17 protein-coding genes and 1 pseudogene are annotated in these 20,672 nt (G+C 58.7%); 12 read left to right on the top strand and 6 right to left on the bottom strand.

The features are described from left to right. From Q7V03_RS08755 to Q7V03_RS08735, 5 genes and pseudogenes are all read right to left on the bottom strand, one after another. A pseudogene (locus tag Q7V03_RS08755) lies at window positions 1–885 on the bottom strand (IS3 family transposase); the annotation flags it as partial. Window positions 886–1,333: 448 nt separating this feature from the next. After that, a complete protein-coding gene (locus Q7V03_RS08750; RefSeq protein ID WP_304925218.1) occupies window positions 1,334–1,936 on the bottom strand; it encodes an amino acid synthesis family protein in 603 nt (200 codons plus the stop codon). A gap of 14 nt (window positions 1,937–1,950) precedes the next feature. Continuing rightward, window positions 1,951–4,044, bottom strand: coding sequence for a CoA transferase (locus tag Q7V03_RS08745; protein WP_304925217.1), 2,094 nt, complete (start codon window positions 4,042–4,044; stop codon window positions 1,951–1,953). Beyond that, window positions 4,037–4,837 carry an alpha/beta fold hydrolase gene (locus Q7V03_RS08740; protein ID WP_304925216.1) on the bottom strand — a complete coding sequence of 267 codons (801 nt, stop codon included), beginning with the start codon at window positions 4,835–4,837 and terminating at the stop codon, window positions 4,037–4,039. The genes Q7V03_RS08745 and Q7V03_RS08740 overlap by 8 nt, the downstream gene beginning before the upstream one ends. Continuing rightward, window positions 4,834–5,241 carry a RidA family protein gene (locus Q7V03_RS08735; protein WP_304925215.1) on the bottom strand — a complete coding sequence of 136 codons (408 nt, stop codon included), beginning with the start codon at window positions 5,239–5,241 and terminating at the stop codon, window positions 4,834–4,836. The genes Q7V03_RS08740 and Q7V03_RS08735 overlap by 4 nt, the downstream gene beginning before the upstream one ends. A 198-nt stretch (window positions 5,242–5,439) precedes the next feature. Between Q7V03_RS08735 and Q7V03_RS08730 the strand changes: the two genes are divergently transcribed. From Q7V03_RS08730 to Q7V03_RS08715, 4 genes are all read left to right on the top strand, one after another. Next, window positions 5,440–6,897 (top strand): aldehyde dehydrogenase, encoded by a 1,458-nt coding sequence (locus tag Q7V03_RS08730; protein WP_305346388.1) that lies wholly within the window; start codon window positions 5,440–5,442, stop codon window positions 6,895–6,897. A gap of 178 nt (window positions 6,898–7,075) precedes the next feature. Next, window positions 7,076–8,110: an LLM class flavin-dependent oxidoreductase gene (locus Q7V03_RS08725; protein WP_304925213.1), complete on the top strand. Its 1,035-nt coding sequence runs from the start codon at window positions 7,076–7,078 to the stop codon at window positions 8,108–8,110. Window positions 8,111–8,135: 25 nt separating this feature from the next. Then, window positions 8,136–8,936 carry an enoyl-CoA hydratase-related protein gene (locus Q7V03_RS08720; protein ID WP_304925212.1) on the top strand — a complete coding sequence of 267 codons (801 nt, stop codon included), beginning with the start codon at window positions 8,136–8,138 and terminating at the stop codon, window positions 8,934–8,936. A gap of 61 nt (window positions 8,937–8,997) precedes the next feature. Beyond that, window positions 8,998–9,942: a 3-hydroxyacyl-CoA dehydrogenase NAD-binding domain-containing protein gene (locus Q7V03_RS08715; RefSeq protein WP_304925211.1), complete on the top strand. Its 945-nt coding sequence runs from the start codon at window positions 8,998–9,000 to the stop codon at window positions 9,940–9,942. A 2-nt stretch (window positions 9,943–9,944) separates the two neighbouring features. On the opposite strand, the gene Q7V03_RS08710 is transcribed toward Q7V03_RS08715, so the two are convergent. Continuing rightward, on the bottom strand, window positions 9,945–11,063 hold the full coding sequence (locus tag Q7V03_RS08710) for a GlxA family transcriptional regulator (RefSeq protein ID WP_304925210.1): 1,119 nt from the start codon (window positions 11,061–11,063) through the stop codon (window positions 9,945–9,947). 78 nt (window positions 11,064–11,141) lie between these two features. Between Q7V03_RS08710 and Q7V03_RS08705 the strand changes: the two genes are divergently transcribed. The 8 genes from Q7V03_RS08705 (at window position 11,142) to Q7V03_RS08670 (ending at window position 20,319) form a co-directional block, all read left to right on the top strand. Beyond that, window positions 11,142–12,032: a 3-keto-5-aminohexanoate cleavage protein gene (locus Q7V03_RS08705; RefSeq protein ID WP_304925209.1), complete on the top strand. Its 891-nt coding sequence runs from the start codon at window positions 11,142–11,144 to the stop codon at window positions 12,030–12,032. Between the two features lie 2 nt (window positions 12,033–12,034). Next, entirely contained in the window at window positions 12,035–13,042 is a 1,008-nt protein-coding gene (locus Q7V03_RS08700; RefSeq protein WP_304925208.1) for an ABC transporter ATP-binding protein, read from the top strand. 76 nt (window positions 13,043–13,118) lie between these two features. Beyond that, entirely contained in the window at window positions 13,119–14,225 is a 1,107-nt protein-coding gene (locus Q7V03_RS08695) for an extracellular solute-binding protein (protein WP_304925207.1), read from the top strand. Between the two features lie 67 nt (window positions 14,226–14,292). Beyond that, window positions 14,293–15,144: an ABC transporter permease gene (locus tag Q7V03_RS08690; protein WP_304925206.1), complete on the top strand. Its 852-nt coding sequence runs from the start codon at window positions 14,293–14,295 to the stop codon at window positions 15,142–15,144. Next, on the top strand, window positions 15,141–15,932 hold the full coding sequence (locus Q7V03_RS08685; RefSeq protein ID WP_304925205.1) for an ABC transporter permease: 792 nt from the start codon (window positions 15,141–15,143) through the stop codon (window positions 15,930–15,932). The genes Q7V03_RS08690 and Q7V03_RS08685 overlap by 4 nt, the downstream gene beginning before the upstream one ends. A 9-nt stretch (window positions 15,933–15,941) precedes the next feature. Beyond that, entirely contained in the window at window positions 15,942–17,099 is a 1,158-nt protein-coding gene (locus Q7V03_RS08680; RefSeq protein ID WP_304925204.1) for an acyl-CoA dehydrogenase family protein, read from the top strand. After that, window positions 17,096–19,195 (top strand): acetate--CoA ligase family protein, encoded by a 2,100-nt coding sequence (locus Q7V03_RS08675; protein ID WP_304925203.1) that lies wholly within the window; start codon window positions 17,096–17,098, stop codon window positions 19,193–19,195. Before Q7V03_RS08680 ends, Q7V03_RS08675 begins: the two co-directional genes overlap by 4 nt. Next, window positions 19,192–20,319: a serine hydrolase gene (locus Q7V03_RS08670; protein WP_304925202.1), complete on the top strand. Its 1,128-nt coding sequence runs from the start codon at window positions 19,192–19,194 to the stop codon at window positions 20,317–20,319. Before Q7V03_RS08675 ends, Q7V03_RS08670 begins: the two co-directional genes overlap by 4 nt. Window positions 20,320–20,672 lie beyond the last annotated feature (353 nt).

The following is a 20,672-nucleotide window of genomic DNA, read 5'->3' as shown; positions in this document are numbered from 1 at the left end:
GGATGTGTTGGATGGTAACCCCATGTTTCTCAGCCCATTTTCTCAGCGTTTCACTGATGTATTCGGAGACATTGTCGACCCTGATCGTGCCCGGCTTGCCCCGCCATTCAATGATCCGGTCGAGGCTGCGTGTCACCCGCTGGGCAGGCAGCGAGAAATCAACCTCGATCCCCAGCCCCTCGCGGTTGAAGTCATCCAGCACGTTCAAAAGCCGGAACGCACGTCCATCACCCAATCGGTCGGCCATAAAGTCCATGGACCAAGTAACATTGGGTGCCTCGGGCACGGCCAGAACGTCAGGCTTCTCCCGTTTCAGCCGCTTGCGGGGCTTGATGCGCAGGTTCAACTCCAACTCGCAGTAGAGGCGATAAACGCGTTTGTGGTTCCACGGATGGCCCTTGACGTTGCGCAAGTGCAGGAAACATAGGCCAAATCCCCAAGTCTTGCGGGCATCCGTCAGTCCGACCCGCAAATCGGCGATCTCCTCGTTCTCGTCCTTCAGCTTTGGGCTGTAACGATAGCAGGTCTCGCTCACCCCAAAGGCACGGCAGGCCAGCGCGATGCTGACGCCGCGTCGCTCCACCGCCGTTTCGGCCATCTCACGGCGTTGAGATGGCCCAGTTACTTTTTTCCAAGGGCTTCCTTCAGCAAATCTGCCTGCATGCTCAGGTCCGCATACATCCGCTTCAACCGACGGTTCTCATCTTCCATGGCCTTCATCTGGCTGATCAAGGACGCATCCATGCCGCCATACTTTGCCCGCCACTTGTAGAACGACGCGTTACTCATCCCATGTTCACGGCAAAGCTCGGCTACCGGCACGCCGCCCTCGGCTTGGCGCAGGATCGAAAGGATCTGGGGTTCGCTGTATCTCGTCATCTTCATCTCAATCTCCTCATGCATCTTGCCGAGAAAATTCTACTTATGCAGCCCCGTACTTTCGGGGGGGGATTACCGCATTGCGAAAGCTGTTTGACTGACGCGCGGCTACCCCCGGGCCCCCTTCCTCACAATGCGAAATGGGAACCTGCGCCTAGGAGCATGTCGCGAAAAGCCGCGGGGTGAACCGCCAGATCCAGTGATCGGCTTGATGAGCGAGCACCAGTCTGCCCTAATATGGGCGATAATAGATTGCCGTTTTACCCCCTACTGGCGGTTCAGAAAGGTTTTTCCAGATGCGCCCAATGTAGGATCGATACGCGCGTAACCAGGACACGGACTCAGGGCATCCGCCCATGCTGGTCGCGGTTCCAAAGTTGTCCATGCCAAATGCAGACCCGATCATTTTGATGCTCCTTATTCTGGAATTTTGGACAGAAAATTGCGTAGTGCATCAGACGCCCGCAGGGTTTTCGATGTCTCTGCCGATAGATTTCAGATCTGCATAGCGGTCGCCAATCCGATGATGCGGCCGCCCCCCGGTGGAGGCCCCGAGCGCTGCCACCAGTTCATCATGGCCGGGTGCATCCGGGATGGAAAATTGCACCGTCAGATAATGCGACCGCCGTCCGCTATCATGCTTATCCATCAGCGGAATTTGGATCTGGGTATTGGCTGGGCCACGGCTGTTGGTGAAGCCAAGATAGGTCTTAGCCCCAACCGCTTCGCGATAGAAATTGCCAAACCGCAACGTGTGGATCAGCGCCGAGCCGTGTTCCAGTTCGCAATCCGTGCCTGCCATTGCCGCCTTGCCATAGGCCTCTATCGCATCGCCAGATCCTGCCAAACCGATTAGCATATCAGTCAACATTTTCCCCAAAAGCGGGGCGATACGGTTAATTTCAGGCGACAGGTCTTCAACATAGCCGCGGCCGTGCCATGGGTTCTTGACCACGGCCGCCACGCCGATTAAGCGAAGTGGCGGCTCGGCTGCGCGCACGCCTTCTCGGTAGATCACTTCATCATAGGTCACGACTTTGCGTAGTTCAGGGAACATCTGCATTTCCTTTTTCAGGCTCCGCGGAGGCGGCGCACTTTTCCTTCAGTTTCGTTGCCCTGATAAATACCGAACGCGCCATCGCGGGATTCTTCGCAGTAGCGTTGCAGCATGCTACGTTCGGCAGGATTGTTCATTGATTCCCAAGGGATATCTGGCAGGGCGTAGAATTCCATTCCTTGTGGTGCCACGCCGCGCACCGAACCGTGGTAATAAATACCATGGGTCTTGGCGATCCGATCTTCAAACACAGCATATAGGAAATCAACCTCGGGGTGCAGGCCACGTGCCGCCAGAGCGTCCCGCAGCTTGTCAATGCTTGGGCTCGGCTGTGCGGACAGGGGCAACGACAGCGCGCCATCGTTAGCGACCGTCATAAGGACGGCACCATCTTGCATCAGCACCGCGCCAATGTGCGCCCCAGACCCCGCAACGACGGCCTGCACCAGCTGTGTATCGGCATCAACCGAGAAATAACGGCCCCGAAAATAGCCCAAGGGCGCGCGCTCTCCAGTTGCGAATTGGATTACTCTGCCAATAAGCACGATGTGATCCCCCGCATCGACAAGACGTTCCTGACGGCAGGCAAACTGCGCCAGTGTCCCTTCAATCAGTGGCACGTTGCCAGCGCCTGCATGCCAATTGCACTGCTCAAACTTGTCGGCGGCGCGAGAGGCAAAAAGCGATGAAACAGCCTGCTGATCCTTGCCAAGAACATTCACGCCAAAGTGGTTGGCCGCCATGAACGTCGCGCAACTGTGGGCCGTTTTGGCAAGGCAAACCAGCAACAGCGGCGGGTCGAGGGAAACAGAGCTGAAAGAATTCGCGGTGAACCCTCGTGGCGTACCATCGGCTTGCCGGGCCGTGAGCACGGTAACGCCGGTTGCAAAGCTGCCAAAGGCATCGCGCAGGCGGCGGGGGTCAATATCGGCCACGGCGGGTGGCAGAAAGTCCTGCGCCAACTGCGCGCCCAAGCGGGCAGGGGCTTGCGGTTCAGGCGTGGGGTTGGTCGAAAAGTGCAGCGGGTTGGCCGCCACCCGCCAAGGCCGTGATCCCGCATCTGCGTGAGGGATTGTAGCAATCATACCGCGTGCTGCAACATGCGGATCGGCAAAAATATCAGCCACGGTGTTCACTGGTCCAAACGGCACCTTGCCACCCAGTTTCTGCGCAAGCTCGACCTTGGAGTGGCGCGCAGTCCACTCGGCCACCAAAGGATTAAGCACCGACGCGTGGACGCGCCGCGCCGCCCGCGTGGCAAAGCGTGGGTCCGTAGCCCAGCCGGGTTGCTCCATAGCCTGCGCCAAAGCCTGCCAGAACGTATCGTCAACAACCCCCAAAGCCACATGGCCATCTTTGGCCGCAAACACCCCAAATGGGGCCAGAAGCGGGTGACCGTTGCCCTCTGGACCGGGGATCGAGCCGTCGAAATCATGCTGATATATTGCCCGCTCGCACAGGCTGATCATGGCGTCATACATCGCAATATCAATGAACTGCCCGCGCCCCGTGGCTTCGGCCTGCCGCAGTGCGGCAAGGATTCCAAAAGACATCAACGCGCCTGCAAACACATCGCCTATACCGGGGCCTACCTTGGTTGGCGTAGTAGAATCTGGTCCGGTCAGGGAAATAAGCCCCCCCATCGCCTGCGCGACCACGTCATAAGAGGGCCAATCCGCATAGGGGCTTCTCCCCGATCGCGGATCACCAAACCCCCGGATCGCCGCATAGACCAGCCGGGGGTTGATGTCTGCCAACCGTTCATACGACAGGCCCAACCGCTCCATCACGCCGGGGCGATAATTTTCCACCAGCACATCCGCAGTCGCAACCAGCGCCAAAAGATCGGCTTTGCCAGACTCGGATTTCAAATCCAGCACGACACTTTTCTTCGACCGGTTCAGGCTGACGAAATAGCCTGCCCAATCGTGGTTCGGATCATCGTCGCGGAAAGGGCCGTTGCTGCGGCTGGTATCGCCGCCGCGATCTTCGATCTTGATCACTTCGGCGCCATTGTCGGCCAGCATCATCGTGCAATAGGGGCCTGACAACATGCGGCTCAGATCCAGCACGCGGATGCCCGAAAGGATGCCTTTTGGATCAACCACGGGGAACCGCCTTTTGCAAAAAACGCCCCAAAGCCGCATTGGTGCGGACCGGGTCTTCCATCAAGGCCATGTGGCGCAGGCCCGGAAGGATGATGGTTTCAGCCCCGGCGATCTCGGCGGCGATGGCCATGCTCATGTCGGGGCCGTTGCCGTAATCCTGATCGGCCGTCATCACCAGCGTCGGGCAACAGATGGGTGGCTGAGGGGCCACGATCTCATCAATCCCGTCGGCCAGAATGCTGTAAAAGGACGGATAGGTTTTGGGGTCATTCGCCAGCACCCAGCCGCGAACACGGTTCATGACGCTTGGGTTGGCCATGCGGAACTCATCAGTAAACCACCGTGTCAACGCAGCTTCCACCGTCGAGGCAGGCCCCGCACCGCTGGCCTGCGCGACGCGCGCCAGAATGGCGGCCTGCGCCTCGGGTGTCCGGCGGTGGGGCGAGTGCATGATGACAAGCGCTTGCGTGCGATCGGCGAAATCCTGCGCAAAGCGCCGCGCGATCATGCCCCCCAACGAAAACCCAACCAAAGCCGCAGCTTTCGCACTGGAATGATCCAGCAAATCAGCCAACTGCCGCGCCAACGGGGTCAGGCTGGGCGTGCCTGAAGGCGGGGGTGTTTGCCCGTGCCCCAGGATATCATAGGCCAGCACCCGAAAGTTCCCGGCAAGATAAGGGATGGTCAGGTCCCAAACTGCACGTGTCAGGCCAAGCCCATGAACAAGCACGACCAAGGGCGCATCCGCAGGGCCATAGACGTCATAAGCGGTGCCATCGGGCGCGCGCATCATTGGGGCGCCGTGCCGGGAAGGGGCCGCCACGCGACGACTTCTATTTCAACCCGGCAATCGACCAAAAGCTCACTCACAACGGCGGACCGTGCGGGCGGGTCAATCGGAAAATATTCCCCGTAAACAGCGTTAAACCCTGCAAAATCAGCGCGGTCGCGCAGCCAGATCATCGCCTTTACGACATCCGATCGCGCGCAGGCGGCCAAAGCCAAGGTCTCGGTGATAGCATCCAACACCGCACGGGTTTGGTCTTCGATGCTGCCATCGGTCATCGGAACCCCATTTTTCATCGGGATTTGCCCGGTTAAATACACATGATCACCCGCACGAATGGCACGCGACAGCGACAGCGTTCGCCCGGCAATCACCAAGGGTTCGCCGATTACGGTTTTGCAATTTGGCATATAATTTCTCCCCTTGAGGTGTCATCAAACACCGCCCAACCGTCACCCGTTGTGCTTTTTTCGCCAAGCCGTGGCGAAAATCCGCACATTCTTCGGCCTGTCGCGATCAGTATCAACCTCAGGCTGGCAGCGTCATGCTGGCACGATCAGACAGACTTAAGGGAGGGCTGCGGGGTGACTGCAATCAAGGACTATCAAATGCTGATTGATGGCGTTTGGGTCGGGGCGTCGGATGGCGCGCTGTTCGAAAGCACCAATCCAACCACCGGCAAAGTTTGGTGCCGTGTGCCAGAAGCAACCGCCGAAGATGTTGATCGTGCGGTTCGGGCAGCGGATCGCGCCTTTACCTCTGGCCCTTGGGCCGAGATGAGCCCCTCGGCGCGGGGCCGCTGCCTGCGTAAACTGGGGGATTTGCTGGCTGAGAAATCCGAAAGCTTGGGCCGCATCGAAACCATCGATACCGGCAAGATGCTGAAAGAAACCCGCTGGCAGGCGAAATACATTGCCGAGTTTTTCCACTTTTATGCCGGTTGTGCCGACAAGATTTCCGGTGAAACGCTGCCAATCGATAAGCCGGATTTGTTTGTGTTCACCAGACGCGAACCCTTGGGTGTCGTCGCCGCCATCGTGCCATGGAATTCGCAGCTATTCCTTGTGGCGGTGAAAATTGGCCCCGCGCTGGCGGCTGGCAATACTGTGGTGCTGAAGGCGTCTGAACACGCCTCTGCCGCGATGCTGGAATTTGGCGAATTGATCGAAGCTGCGGGCTTTCCGCCGGGCGTGGTGAACATTGTGTCGGGCCACGGCGAACCCTGCGGTCGGGTGTTGACAGCGCACCCTTTGGTGGCGCGGATTTCATTTACCGGCGGCGCGGGGGCGGGGCGCGCTGTGCTGACCAATTCATGCGAAAACTTTGCGCAGGTGTCGTTGGAACTGGGCGGAAAATCCCCGTTCATCGTGTTTGAAGACGCCGATATCGACAGTGCGGTGAACGGCTCGATTGCAGGTATATTCGGCGCCACCGGGCAAAGCTGTGTGGCAGGATCGCGGCTCTATCTGCATGAAGACATTGCGGATGCGTTCCTTGAAAAGATGGTCGGCCTTGCCCGACAAATCCGCATCGGCGATCCTTTGGACGAAGACACCCAGATGGGCCCGCTGTGCACACAGGGCCAACTGGCGACGATTGAACGCGAAGTGGCACATGCGCAAACCGAAGGTGGCCGCGTTCTATGCGGCGGCAAGCAACCCGACGGTTTGGGCGGCACCTATTATGAACCGACCATCATCGAGTGTCCGCGTCAGGATTTGCGGATCGTTGATACCGAACTGTTCGGCCCGGTGCTGTCCGTTCTGCGGTTCAAGACCGAGGCAGAGGCGATTGCGCTGGCCAATGATACGAAACACGGGCTTGCCGCAGGCGTTTTCACCCGCGATGGCGCGCGTCAAATGCGAATGGCCAAGGCGATCCGGTCGGGAATTGTCTGGATCAACACCTACCGCGTGGTGTCGCCCATCGCGGAATTTGGCGGCGTGAAAGGCTCCGGTTATGGCCGCGAAAGCGGATTGCAGGCGATGTATGACTACACCCGGCCCAAGACGGTTTGGGTCAATACGTCAACCGAACCGATGGCCAATCCTTTCGTCATGCGCTGAACCGACTTTGATGCAGTGACCTTCAGGGCCAGCCATCGCGGCTGGCCCTGCTATTTTTGCCTGTGCCAGCTTGCGCAAAAGTTGTGGCGAAAAAACGCAACCAACGTCGAAATTTCGACATTATTGCCCGCGGTTCCAACCAACATTCCTGTAACAAAGCGCAATCGTGGAGGATGATATGAAGTTTCAACTCGCCATTAATTTGGAACGGATGGACGAAAGTCTGGATATGAAGGACGTCGCGCGTCACACGATTGACATGGTTCAGATGGCCGAACTGGGTGGCTTCAACATCGCGTGGGCCGCCGAACATCACGCGCTGGAAATGACCATCGCGCCCAATCCGTTTTCGGTGCTGACGTGGTGGGCGGGCCATACCGACCGCATCCGCCTTGGCACCGCCTGCGTCGCCGCCGCCTATTGGCATCCGATCAAAGTTGCCGGAGAGGCGGCTTTCGTGGATCTGATCTCGGGCGGGCGGTTGGAGTTTGGCATCGGTTCCGGCGCCTATCAGCGCGAGTTTGACCGCATGCACCCGGGTCTGAAACAATCCGACGCGTGGCGCTACATGCAAGAAATGCTGCCTGCGGTGCGCGCGCTCTGGAAAGGCGATTATGATCACACCGGCGAATTCTGGAACTTCCCCACCTCCACCTCTTGCCCCAAACCGTTGCAGGCGGAAGTGCCGGTCTGGATCGCCGCGCGCGCCCCGATCACCTATGATTACGCGGTCAAGAATGGCTGCAATATCATGTCTTGGCCTCTGACCCGCGATATGTCCGAAGCGGAAATCTACATGGGCCGCATGGACGAGGCTATGACCAACAACCCCGGCTCCAAACGCCCGATCATGGCGATGATGCGCCACACCGCCGTTTATGACCGAAAAGAGGATTGGATGGTGCCAATTCGCGCCGCACAGCGCCAGCTTTCGCAGTTTGAAAATCTGTTCAAGAACATGGGCGATGTCGAAAACGGCTTCCCGAAAGCCATCCCGTTTGATCAGCTTGGCAACCGCGCGGAATATGATCCTGACATGCTGCACCGCAATCTGATGCTTGGCACACCCGATGAGGTGATTGCGAAATTGAAACTCTATCAGGCGCTGGGTGTGGATGAATTCATCTACTACGCCAGCCTTGGCCTAGGTCTCGCCGAGCAAAAACGCTCGTTGGAGTTGTTTTGTAAGGAAGTCATCCCGGCTTTCGCCTGAACGTCTTTTCCCGAAAGGAATCCCTATGAGCCATGTTGAAGTTACCCGCCGCGGCCGGGTGCTGGAAATAAAGCTGAACAAGCCAAAAGTGAACGCGATTGACGTCGCGATGAGCCAGGATATGGGGCGCGCCTTTGCCTTGTTGCGCGACGATCCTGACCTTTGGGTTGGGATTCTGACGGCGGAAGGCGACCGCATCTTTTCCGCCGGATGGGATCTCAAAGCGCTTAACGCGGGTGAGATGACGTTGGATAACTGGTGGGAAACCGCTGATTATGGCATCGGCGGCTTTGGCGGGTTGACGGAAAACTGGCAGATGAACAAGCCAGTGATTTGCGCCTTGAACGGTATGGCGATTGGTGGAGGGTTTGAAATTGCCATGTCCTGCGATCTGATCATCGCCGCAGATCATGTGCAGTTTGGCCTGCCGGAAATGCCCTTGGGGATTGTGCCGGACGCAGGCGCGCTGCAACGCCTGCCGCGCCTGATTCCGCGCAACATCGCAATGGAAATGCTGCTGCTGGGGCGTCGGATGCCTGCGGCAGAGGCGGCGCATTACGGCCTTGTGAACAAGGTGGTGCCGAAAGAAAGCCTGATGGAAACCGCCCGCGCTTGGGCGGATCAGATTGCGGGATCCGCGCCGCTTGCGATGCAAACCGTCAAGGAAGTTGAACGCGCCATTCAGGCCATGCCTTTGGAAGTGGCCTTCAACCACATGCGTACAGGCGATCTGCCAACCTACCGCGCCATGCTGAAATCCGAAGATTCTGCCGAAGGCATCGCGGCGTTTGTCGAAAAACGCGATCCCGTCTTCAAGGGCCGCTAAAGCCACAATCCGCCTTTTGGACGAAAAAATCGCTCCTCCCTTTTACCTGAAAGTCCGCACGATGTATCCCGACCCCAAATCCGTCACTCGCATTACAACAATCGGCGCTGGACCCATCGGTGGCGGTTGGGCCGCCCATTTTCTAGCGCGCGGCTATGATGTTACCGCCTATGTTCATTCTGATGCCGAAGTGCCGGCGCTGATGTCGGTGATCAATACCGGCTGGATCAGTCTGATGGCCTTGGGTCTGGCCCCCGGTGCATCACGGGACCGGTTGCGCATCACCACCGATCTGGCAGACGCGGTGCGGGAAGCACAGTTCATTCAGGAAAGCGCGCCCGAACGGCTGGACATCAAGCAGGCGCTTTACCAACGTCTGGGCGAACTCGCGCCTGAAACTTGCGTCATTGCCTCGTCCACCTCGGGCCTGACGATGAGCCAGATTCAGGCCAACTGCATGACCCCGCAGCGCACGGTTATCGGCCACCCCTTCAACCCCCCCTATCTTTTGCCCTTGGTCGAAGTGGTCGGCGGCAAAGGCAGCAGCCCTGCGGCTGTGGCTTGGGCGGTTGCGTTTTACCAGATTGCGGGTAAAGCGCCGCTGGCGATGAAAAAGGAAATCCCGGGATTTGTCGCCACTCGCCTGCAAGAAGCGCTCTGGCGTGAAGCGCTGCACATGGTCGCCAACGGCGAAGCAACCCCCGCCGATATTGACAACGCCCTGATGAACGGCCCTGCGCCACGGATGGCGGTGCAGGGACAATGCATGGCGTTTCATGTGGCCTGTGGCGAGGGAGGCATGGCGACCAATCTGGACCAATTCGGCCCAGCCTTGAAATGGCCTTGGACGCGTCTGGAAGCGCCTGAACTGACCCAAGAGTTGCGAGATCGCATGGTGGACGGCTGCAATGACATCGCCGCCGGACGACATTTTGAAGATTTGGCGGTCACGCGTGACCGCGAAATCGTTGCTGTTCTGAACGCGATCCGCGACGTCCGCCGCTAGTTTCAGCTTTTGCGCAGAACCTGAATCGGTTTCGCAGTGCCCCGGTTCTGCAACGCCAGCAAAAATTTCGACAGTGTCCCCGGCCAACTGGGGGCGCTGTCTTTTTCCGGCCAAGCCTGACGGTATTCGCTGGGCCTGCGTCCAAAGCACTTTCCGAACGAAAACGCGAAATGCGACAGCGTATTAAACCCGGATGCCGTCGCAATGTCGCGCACGCTGAGGGTGGTCGAGATCAGCAAAACCCGTGCGTGCTGCAACCGCAAAAGCAAGCCAAACTGCACAACCGTGCAGCCAATCGTCTGCTTGAATTGCCGCTCCATCTGACGTTGTGATACCGCCAACGCATCGGCAATATCCGGAACGCTTAGCGGTTCGGTGATATTCCGCTCAATCAGGGCAATCGCCTCGCGCACCATTGGCACCATCGTATCGGTGCTGCGTCCCATCGTGCGGCGTTGCGGAGCCGTCGCCGGACGCACGGGGTGATGCATAAGTTGGTCCGCGATCTCACCGATAAGGCTTTCCCCATGGGCTTCACCAATCAGGCGCAGCATCATATCTACCCCCGCCATCCCGCCGCCGCAGGTCATCATCCCATCGTCACCGGTATATATTTGTTCGACAAATGTGATGTCGGGAAATTGCTCCTGAAATCCCGGCCCGTAGGACCAATGCGTGGTCACGCTGCGCCCCGACAAGATTCCGGATCGCGCCACCAGATAGGTGCCAAGTTCCACCGCGCAAATCCGTGCGCCCTCACGGGCCTGCCTGCGAATCCATGAAAACAACGTGGTGTTGCGATAACTTTCAGCGCCCCAACTGCCCATGACGAAGATCACCTCGCCGCGCCGATTGCGGTTTGTAGGCGCATGTGCGGGCAAAGAAAAACCATTGCTTGCCACGATCTCATCGCCGTCAAACGAGACAATTTCCCAGCTGTAAATTGGCCGTGGCGACAGATAATTCGCGATCCGCATCGGCTCGATCACGGTCATCAGCGTCGCCATGTTAAAGCGCGGCACGATCAGGAACGTCACGTTTGTAAGGGCGATTTCCTTCACATCCATCGAAGGGCTGGAAGCCGTGGGATCATCTGGATAGGTGGTGCGATTTTTCGACATCGATGAAGGATATATGGCGAATAAATGAAAGGAAATCGAAATCTTGCGCACAAGATAAAGCGAAACAGGGAGACCGAAATGAACTTCGAAGTTGTGGTGACATGTGCTGTAACCGGAGCAGGCGATACTATGGGCAAGAGCCCGCATGTGCCTGTAACACCAGCAGAAATTGCGCATGCAGCCATAGAGGCCGCGAAAGCCGGCGCCGCCATTGCCCATATTCATGTCCGCGATCCTGAAACCGGAAAGGGCTCTCGCGACCCTGCCTTGTTCCGCGAAGTGGTTGAACGCATCCGCGACAGCGGCACCGATGTTGTCATCAACCTGACCGCCGGAATGGGCGGAGATTGGACGCCAGATGCCCTGAACTGGGCGATGCCGGGGCCTGGAACCGACATGATCGGGCCAGACGAACGGCTGGCCCATGTGAAGGATTGCATGCCGGAAATTTGCTCGCTGGATTGCGGCACGCTGAACTTCGGCAATGATAACAGCATCTACATTTCCACGCCTCCGATTCTGCGCCGAATGGCGGCGCTGACAAAGGAATGGGGCGTAAAGCCCGAGCTTGAGGTTTTTGAACTAGGCCACATCCGCTTTGCCCGCCAGATGGTGGCTGAAGGCCTGCTGGCTGATCCGCCGATGTTCCAACTGTGTCTGGGGATTCCGTGGGGCGCGGATCAAACCGTCGAAACCATGAAGGCCATGAAAGAGCATCTGCCGCCTGACGCAAGCTGGGCAAGTTTCGGCATTAGCCGCATGCAGATGCCAATGGCAGCCGCCGCCGTCGCGATGGGCGGCAACGTCCGGGTGGGGTTGGAAGACAATCTGTTCCTTGATCGGGGTGTGCTCGCGACCAACGCCCAACTGGTCGAACGGGTGATTGGCATTGTCGAACGCATGGGCGCACGGGCGCTGACGCCGCAAGAGGCGCGCAACAAGTTGAAACTTCGCGGCGCGGTCGCCTGAGCATGGCAGAGCTCGGCAAAAGCGGCAGCCTGCAGTTGAAGGCGCTGACCAAGCACTATGGCACCTTCACCGCCGTTGAAAATGTTGATCTTGAAATCCAAAGTGGTGAGTTTCTGACGCTGCTTGGCCCGTCTGGTTCTGGCAAGACCACGCTTTTGATGATGATGGCCGGGTTTCAGGACATCACCTCGGGCGATATCTTGCTGGACGGCCGCTCTATTGCCGCCATGCCGGCGGAAAAACGCAACTTTGGCATGGTATTTCAAGGCTACGCGCTGTTTCCCCACATGACTGTGCGCGACAACATCGCCTATCCGTTGTCGGTGCGCAAACGCCCCAAGGCCGAGATTGATGCCCGTGTGGGCGAGATGATGGAGTTGGTGCGCTTGGGCGACTTCGCGCATCGTCTGCCAAAAGAGCTTTCGGGTGGCCAACAGCAGCGCGTCGCTTTGGCACGGGCGCTGTGCTTTGCGCCTCCGGTGTTGTTGCTGGATGAACCCTTGGGGGCTCTGGACAAAAACCTGAGAACCGAAGTGCAGGCGCAGTTGAAAGACATCCACCACCGCATCGGCACTACGTTTGTTTATGTGACACATGATCAGGAAGAGGCGCTGTCGATGTCGGATCGCATTGTGATCATGCGAAATGGTCATATCGAACAGTTGGGCACACCGACAGCTCTCTATCAGCAGCCAACCACGCGCTTTGCGGCAAGTTTCCTTGGCAAAAGCAACTTCCTGCACCGGGACGGCGCAGTTTATGCGCTGCGCCCGGAGAAAATCGATCTTGCGGCGGCTGGCCACGGGCAGGGGGCCAACAAGGTGGCCGGCATTGTGCAGTCAGTCACCTATTTTGGGTCGGTGCTTAAATATCAGGTCGAAGTGCTGGGCATGGGGCTGATCGAAGTCGATGTGGATGCTTGGCGCGGTGGTGCGCCGCTGCCGGAACACAGCCCCGTCGATCTGACCTGGGCGGACAACGCCGCCGTGCGGCTGAACGACCAAAGCTAATTGATAAGCCAAAGCCGGGATCAACCCGGTGACATGAAACAGGGTCGTTCTGACCCACTCAACAGGAGGAATGAAAATGCACGACAAACAGTTTATGCGTGAATCGCTGCTGCAAGGCGCTCAGGCTTTCCAAGCGGGCAAGATGGGGCGGCGCAGTTTTCTGGCACTTTGCGGCATGGCGGGATTCGCTAGCGCCTCGGTGTTGGCAGGCCGCGCCGAAGCCGCCGCCGGTGAGATCGTGATGTGGAACTGGGGTGGCCAGTCGGAAGAATGTCACACCAGCGCCATCGGCAACGCCTTCACCGCCGAAACCGGTATCCCGTTGAAGTTTGACACATCCGGCCCGCTTCAGGGCAAGATCAAGGAAATGGTCGACAGTGGCAATGTCACTGCCGATGTCTGCGATGGTGATCTGTTCGATGCCGTCGCTTTGGGCAAAACTGGCCATCTGGAGCCAATCGACTACACCGTGGTCGACAAGGCCAAGACCATTGACGGTTATGCGTTGGAGTTTGGGGTCTCAATCATCCTTTACGGCTACGCCTTCATGTATGACACCCAAACGTACCCGGATGGCGCGCCAAGCACTTGGGCAGATTTTTTCGACACCACCAAATTCCCCGGCACCCGTTCACTTTACAAATGGGCCAACGGTTCACTTGAAGCCGCTTTGATGGCCGATGGCGTTGCAAAAGACGCCCTTTACCCTTTGGATATGGATCGGGCGCTGGCCAAGATCAAAGCGATCAAGGCAGACACGATTTACTGGGGGTCGGGTGCCGAAGCCCAGCAGATGATCGTGAACGGCGAAGTTTCCATGGGCATGGTCTGGCAAAACCGGGGCCGCTCGATTGAGAATGATACCAATGGCCGTTACAAGTTGGTCACGAACCAAGCCATCGCGATGCCGGGCGCTTACATCGTGCCCAAAGGCAATCCGGGTGGGGCCGCGGTGATGAAGTTCATCGCAACGGCACAATCGGTTCAGGCCCAGCTTGATCTCTTCGCCTGTCTTGGCATGACCCCGACCAATCCCGAGGCAATCGCCGCCTTGGCCGAAGCAGATCAGCCCTATTCCATCACCTCGGCGGCGAACTTGCCGAATGTGGTGATGAATGATCCCACGTGGTGGGGCGAAAATACCGATGCCGCTGTGAACGCCTTCCTTGCAGCGATTAGCTGATATCTCCCGCCCGGCCGCGTGAAACTTGCCCTGCCGGGCACCCCTTTCCCTGATCAGGTAGCCGCAGATGAGCGCTTTGCCACGTCATGTCTTGAATACCGGATGGATTCTAGTGCTGCCCTTCCTCGTGTTGGTGGTCGCCCTGTTTCTTGGCCCAATTGTGAACATACTTTGGCTGAGTGTCAGCGAACCCACCCCGGGGCTTGGCAACTACGCCAAACTTTTCACCTCTGATTCCCTTGGCCGGATTATCGGGACAACCGTCCGGATCTGCGTGATATCCACTGCGATCAGCGTCGCGCTGGGCTATTCCATCGCCTACGCCATGGTTCATGCCGCCGATGCCTCACGCAATAAAATGCTTGGGCTCTTGCTGATGTCATTCTGGATTTCGGTCCTTGTGCGCACCTTTTCATGGCTGATGCTTTTGGGTCGCAATGGTGTTGTGAACAACGGCCTCGAAGCCCTTGGCATTATCTCACAACCGATTTCATTCATGCGAAATGAGTTGGGCGTGCTGATCGGCATGGTCCATTATATGGTTCCCTATGCGGTTCTGCCGATCCTGGCCTCGATGCAAAGCATTGACGGGCGCGTGGTGCAGGCGTCTCGCTCGCTTGGGGCCACCGGAGCGCAGACGTTCTGGCGCGTCTATCTGCCGCTGACCCGCGCAGGCATAGTTGCCGCCTCACTTTTGGTATTTATCATCAACCTCGGCTTTTATGTCGTGCCTGCGGTCCTGGGGGGCGGCAAAGTGCTGATGGTCGCCGAATACATCTCGGTTCAGGTCTTGGTCACGCTGCAATGGGGCACGGCGGCGATGCTGGCGGCGCTCATGTTGTTTGGCGTGTTGGCGCTCTTGTTCCTGATGTCGCGTTTCATGAAGCTTTCAACCGTTTTTGGGGGGGGTAAAGCATGAAGGCCGGCCTTCCCGCGCGGTTCAACTCGGGCCTGTCATGGGTCTTGCTGGTGTTTCTTGTCGCCCCGGCTTTGGTCGCCATTCCCGTATCGCTTACCCCGAAACGCTTTCTGTCTTTCCCGACAAACGAGCTTTCGCTGCAATATTACATCAAGCTTTTCAGCAGCCCGGAATGGATGTCCAGCTTCTGGCAAAGCGCGGTGATTGCCATCGCCTCAACCCTGCTGGCCACCGCGATTGGCACGCTTTGCGCCATTGGGCTGTGGCGCGTGTCCTCCAAAGCCGGTGAGGTGGTGCGCGCGATCCTGCTGCTGCCGCTGGTGATCCCGCCGATCATCGCTGCGATGGCGTTCTACCGCCTGTTCGTCCCTTTGGGCCTGATAGACAGCTATGCGGGCCTGATCCTTGCCCACACCGTTTTGTCAGCGCCCCTCGTGCTGATCACCGTCTCTGCGTCCTTGGCGGGCTTTGATCCAAGGCTGGAACAAGCCTCGCGCAATCTTGGGGCGTCAAACTGGACCACAATACGCCGCGTGATCGTTCCGGGCATCAAACCCGGCATTCTGGCGGGGGCTGTGTTCGCGTTCATCTCGTCTTGGGACGAAATCGTTGTCACGTTGTTTTTGTCAAAATTCAGCGTCTACACCTTGCCGCGCCGGATGTGGAACGGCATCCGCGAAAATACCGATCCAACCGTTGCTGCTGCTGCTGTGGTTCTGATGGCCGTCACCTTGGTGGCGTTCACCGTCTGGGCCTTGGCCGCGCGGCGCAACCGAACCACCAAATAGGGGAACCCTGTGACCAGCGATGTCCACGAAACCGAACTTCTGCTCAGCACCGTTCGCGCCTTCATGGCGGCCGAGATTTATCCTCACGAAGACATGGTGGATCGTACCGGCAGCGTCCCGCCAGAACTTGGCCTGCAAATTGAAACCCGCGCCAAACAGGCAGGGCTTTATTCCGCCAACATGCCCGAACGTGTCGGCGGTGGCGGGCTGTCGATGAAGGCGATGTCCTTGATTGAACGGGAATACGGCAAATCCACCCATGCACTCCATTCATGGATCGGACGGCCCACCGAACTGCTGTTGGCCTGCAAAGGCGATCAGATTGAAAAGTACTTGATGCCAGCTGTACGTGGCGAAAAGCGCGAGTTGTTCGCACTGACCGAACCCGAAGCAGGGTCCGATGCGATGGGGATGAAATCCAACGCCCACCGCGACGGCGCGGATTGGATTTTGAACGGATCGAAACACTTCATCTCTGGTCCACGGATGCCAGATTTTGCGATCGTCTTTGCTGTTACCGGCGTTGATGAAACCAAACGCGGCCCGCGCAAGCGCATCACAGCCTTTCTGGTTGACGTAGGCACTCCCGGCTTCGACGTCCGAGAAGGCAATAAATCGGTCAGCTATCGCGGCTACAAAACTTTTCAGCTTGCTTTCAACGACGTCCGTCTTGGGCCAGATCAGATTTTGGGCGAAGAGGGCAAAGGCTTTGAACTCGCAGGAGAATGGCTGGGGATGGGCCGGGTCTGGGTTGGCACCTGCTGCTGTGGCAAGGCCGAGCGGATCATCGGGCTGGCCACCGACTGGGCGGCCAACCGCAAACAATTCGGCCAACCGATTGGCCAGTTTCAAGGCACCGGGTTCAAGCTGGCGGATATGGCCATCGGCCTGCGCACCGCAGATTTGCTGGTGGCTGACGCAGTTGTGCGCGCAGAGGAAGGCCGCTTGACCGATGCCGATGTGTCTATGGTAAAAGTCTATTGTTCCGAAATGCTCAACCGGGTCGCAGACGACGCCGTCCAAATCTTTGGTGGCATGGGCCTGATGGAGGAATTGCCGATCCAACGCCTCTGGCGCGATAGCCGGTTGGAACGGATCTGGGACGGCACCTCGGAAATTCAGCGCCACATCATCACCCGCTCTATCCTAAGGCCGCTGGGCGCATGACAACGAAGCGCTCTGAAAACCTGCGCCGCCTGCTGTCGCCACGCCACATTGCCTTTGTCGGTGGGCGCGATGCCGAAGTGGCGATCCATGAGGCCGAACGCATCGGCTTTCAGGGCCAAATCTGGCCGGTGAACCCGCGCCGCGAAACCTTGGCGGGCTACCGCTGTTATCCCTCGGTCGATGATCTGCCCGAAGCCCCCGACGGCTGTTTTCTGGCTGTGCCTGCCGCTGCCGCCATCGCCACCACGGCAAAACTGGCTGCACGTGGCGCGGGGGGCATTGTTTGCTACACCGCCGGTTTTCGCGAAGCGGGGTCTGTTGGGGCGGCGTTGGAGGCCGATCTGATCAAGGCCGCCGGTGATCTCGCCCTTGTCGGCCCCAATTGTTACGGCGTGATCAACTACCTTGACCGCGCCGCGATGTGGCCCTTTGCGCATGGCGGCGGCGCGCCCGGCTACGGCGCCGCCATCATCACTCAAAGCGGTATGCTGTCCTCCGACATCACCATGAGCCAGCGATCGCTGCCATTGACCCATATGATTTCCTGCGGCAATCAATCCGTCCTAAGCCTTGAAGATTTTGTCGATCACCTGATCGACCACCCCGCCGTGCGCGCCATCGGCATGCATATCGAAGGTCTGCGCGACGTGCCCCGCTTTGCGGCAGTGGCGTTGCGCGCGGTGCAAAAGGGCATCCCCTTGGTGGCGTTGAAAACCGGGTCCTCGCAAATCGGGGCATCGCTGACGGTCAGCCATACCGGATCACTGTCCGGCACCGATGATCTTTACGATGCCCTTTTTGTCCGCGTCGGGGTCATTCGGGTCAACAGCCCGGCGCAACTGCTGGAGACTCTGAAATTCCTCTGTGTGGCCGGAGCCCCCAGCGGCAACCGGATCGCGGGTTTCACCTGTTCAGGCGGTGGTGCCACCATGTTGGCCGATCATGCCGAAACCATCGGCCTGGGCTTTCCAGCCTTCCCCGACGCGGCGCACACCACACTCACCACCCTGCTGCCCGATATCGCCACAGTGTCAAATCCGCTGGATTACACCACCCCGATCTGGGGTGATCCGGCGCGCACTGGCCCGGTGTTTCGCGCGGCGATAGACGGCTTGTCCGCCGACGCTACCCTGCTGGTGCAAGATTACCCGGCGGCGGGTTTGGACGAATCCAAAGGCTTCTACCGGGCCGACGCCTCCGCCTTCATCGCCGCCGCCCAAGCGCGCGGCATCCCCGCAGCCATCTGCGCCACCTTGCCTGAAAATATCGACGCTGAAACCCGCACGTGGCTGGTGTCGCAAGGCATCGCCCCGATGCAGGGTCTGACCGAGGCCCTGAACGCAATCCGCAGCGCCGTACTGTGGAGCGCGCGACGCGCCCAAATCCTGCAAGCGCCGCCAGACCTCCTGCACACCCCACCCGCCAACGCCGCCATCAAGGTTCTGGACGAGGCCGAAGGCAAAGATCATTTGCGCCAGCTTGGCTTGCCCATTCCGCAAGGCGAGGTCGTCTCCGCCGCAGGCATCATCGCCGCCGCAGCGCGCGTAGGCTACCCCTTGGTGCTTAAAATGATGGGCGCAAGACTTGCCCACAAATCCGAAGCGGGGGCCGTGGCCATTGGCCTTGATACCACTGCCGCGCTGAGCCAAGCCTTGGATAAGATGTGCGCCGATGTTCTGCGCCATGATCCTTTGGCTGTGACAGACCGCTTCCTTGTCGAACGCATGGCCCCGCGTCCTTTGGCCGAACTGCTGGTCAACCTGCGCCGCGATGCACAGTTTGGCCTGATCCTGACGCTTGGTGCGGGCGGCGTTTTGGTGGAACTGCTGAACGATGCCGAAACCCTGCTGCTGCCCACCACCGAAACCGATATTCTGCACGCCCTGTCGCGGTTGAAAATCTCCCCCCTGCTGACAGGCTTTCGCGGTGCCGCCGCCGCCGACATGCCCGCCCTTGCAGGCTTTCTGGCACAGCTTGCGACAACCTTTGAAGCCAACGCCCACAGCCTGACGGAAATAGAGATCAACCCGCTCTTCGTCACCCCAGCCGGAGTTTGGGTGGTGGATGCCCTGATCCAGAGTGCGGTGCAACCGTGACCCTGATCAGCCATCCAAACCCGGCGCTGACGGTGGGGGCCGATAACAAACAGGGCTGGAATCAGCCGCACCAGCGCCGCGCCGGGTTTCATAACGCGCATCTGTTGTTTCGCCGTACCTTGATGGTCCGCGCGCGCCGGGTGCTTGACCTGACGCACGCCCCAGATCCCGATATCGCCGGCCGCGCTCAAGCATCTGGTCTGACCGCACACCCCGCCTTTAGCGCCCTCGTGATAGCCCAAGGCACCAACTGCCTTTTTGAGGCCGCAGCGCCTGATTTTTCCACCAATCGCGTCCACTCGCTGCAATCCATCAGCAAGATGCACATCCACCTGATCATCGGAGAGCTGGTTGCGGCCGGCCACCTTCGCCTTGATGCCTACGTCGGGGATATCTTGCCGTGGATTGGCTCTGCCTATGCCACAGCAAGCCTTCAGAACGTGCTTGACATGAATGTCGAAAACGATTTTTCGGAAAACTACAGCGATTCGAACGCCGACTGCTTTCGCGAAGAACAGGCGCTGGGCTGGCGGCTTCCATCGGACGATCAGCCAGAATTAACCCTGCGCAGTTTCATTGGCAGCCTGACGGGAAGCGGCGCAGCGGGCCAAACTGCCTTTGCCCGCTATAAATCCGCCAACACCGATGTGTTGACGCTCATTGCCGCTGGTTTCGTTGATCTGCACGCGAAGATTGAGGAAATCGTAGACGCCGCTGGCTACGAAGCCGCGTTCCATATCAGCCTTAGTCCAGAACACCTTCCGGCCTTTTCGGGCGGCGGCTGCCTTTCGTCCCGCGATCTTGCCCGTTTTGGGTTGCTTTTGGCGCGGCAAGGGCAGGCAGTGTTTGGACCGTCGGTCGGGTCGCCGGATTTCCTGCGAGCCTCGATACGTCGCACTGCCCCCCTGCTTGGGCCAAAACGCGGTGCAATCCGGTATTCCAACCACCTGATGACCAACGGCCACTGGATCGGCCATGCCGGATATGGCGGCCAGTTCGTCATGGCAGACATGGCATCAGGCCGGGTAGCTGCGTTTCAAAGCGTCCTTGAGAACGACTCCGGCTATGATGATGACTATATGACAGACGTGATTGCAGGCCTCGAAGCGATCTGTTGCGGCTAAACAAGACAGGCCGCACCCTTTTCACATAAAGCTGCAACAACGTGTAGCCCGCCCACTCACACAGTCGAAGCGCCAATAAGTAAGCGATTTGAAGAAAAGCCTCACTTCATTGGCCTGCATCAAAAAAGGCTATCGGGTTTATGGGAACGATTAATTTTGCGCGTTGCAGGTGGTTTTCAACTCTAATCATGTCGCAACCGTTGCCAGAAAACGGACCCGATGCGTCGGCTTAAAATAGGCAGCCTAGCGCGGCCGTCGCGCGATATATGTGCCGTGCCTGCTGATCGCAAACCTGATGGCCAGACGGAAAACGCTCAGCTTTGCGGCGGGATCAACCGCAGTCTGGCGTGCGC

The organism is Cypionkella sp., assembly GCF_030652235.1.
Lineage (GTDB): Bacteria > Pseudomonadota > Alphaproteobacteria > Rhodobacterales > Rhodobacteraceae > Cypionkella.
This window is presented reverse-complemented; position numbering and strand designations above follow the sequence as displayed.